At 58.6% G+C, this 590-nt stretch carries 1 protein-coding gene; it reads right to left on the bottom strand.

The genetic code is table 11. The features are described from left to right. On the bottom strand, positions 1 to 590 hold a 590-nt coding region (locus GWQ22_RS21780), incomplete at both ends, for an IS66 family transposase (protein WP_275931661.1).

The raw sequence follows: 590 nt of genomic DNA, 5'->3' as shown, positions 1-590 counted from the left end.
CGGAGCCTGCGTTGCGATCATCGCGTACATACGTCCACAGACGTCCTGTTTTTGTCTTTTTATTGCCAGGGAGCAGTACCGGCACCGGGGTATCGTCTGCGTGTAGTTTGCCATCGGTCAGCACATACTGCCGCAGCGCTTCCTCAAGCGGTGACAGTAATCGGCAACACGCATCTACCCAGCCAGAGAGCACAGAGCGGCTCAGCTCCACGCCCTGACGGGCATAGATTTCCGACTGGCGATACAGCGGGGTGTGCTCTGCATATTTGGATGTGAGTACCCGAGCCAGTAAGCCAGGCCCGGCGATACCCCGCTCGATAGGACGTGATGGGGCTGGCGCTTGTATGATGAAATCGCATTGCCCGCAGGTGTGTTTCTCCCGAACCGTTCGGATGACCCGGAAGGCACTGCGTATTAGCTCTAACTGCTCAGCAGTATCTTCTCCAAGGTATGCCAGCGCTCCACCACATTCCGGGCAGACTGCCTCTGTTGGACACAGGCGATGCTCATCGCGGGGAAGCGCTTGAGGGAAGGGTTTGCGAGTGCGAGTCTGGCGAAGTGGCCGCGGTACCGCTGGATCATCGACCCGA

This window comes from Aeromonas sp. 1HA1, from assembly GCF_029237385.1.
GTDB classification, from domain to species: domain Bacteria; phylum Pseudomonadota; class Gammaproteobacteria; order Enterobacterales; family Aeromonadaceae; genus Aeromonas; species Aeromonas popoffii.
This window is presented reverse-complemented; position numbering and strand designations above follow the sequence as displayed.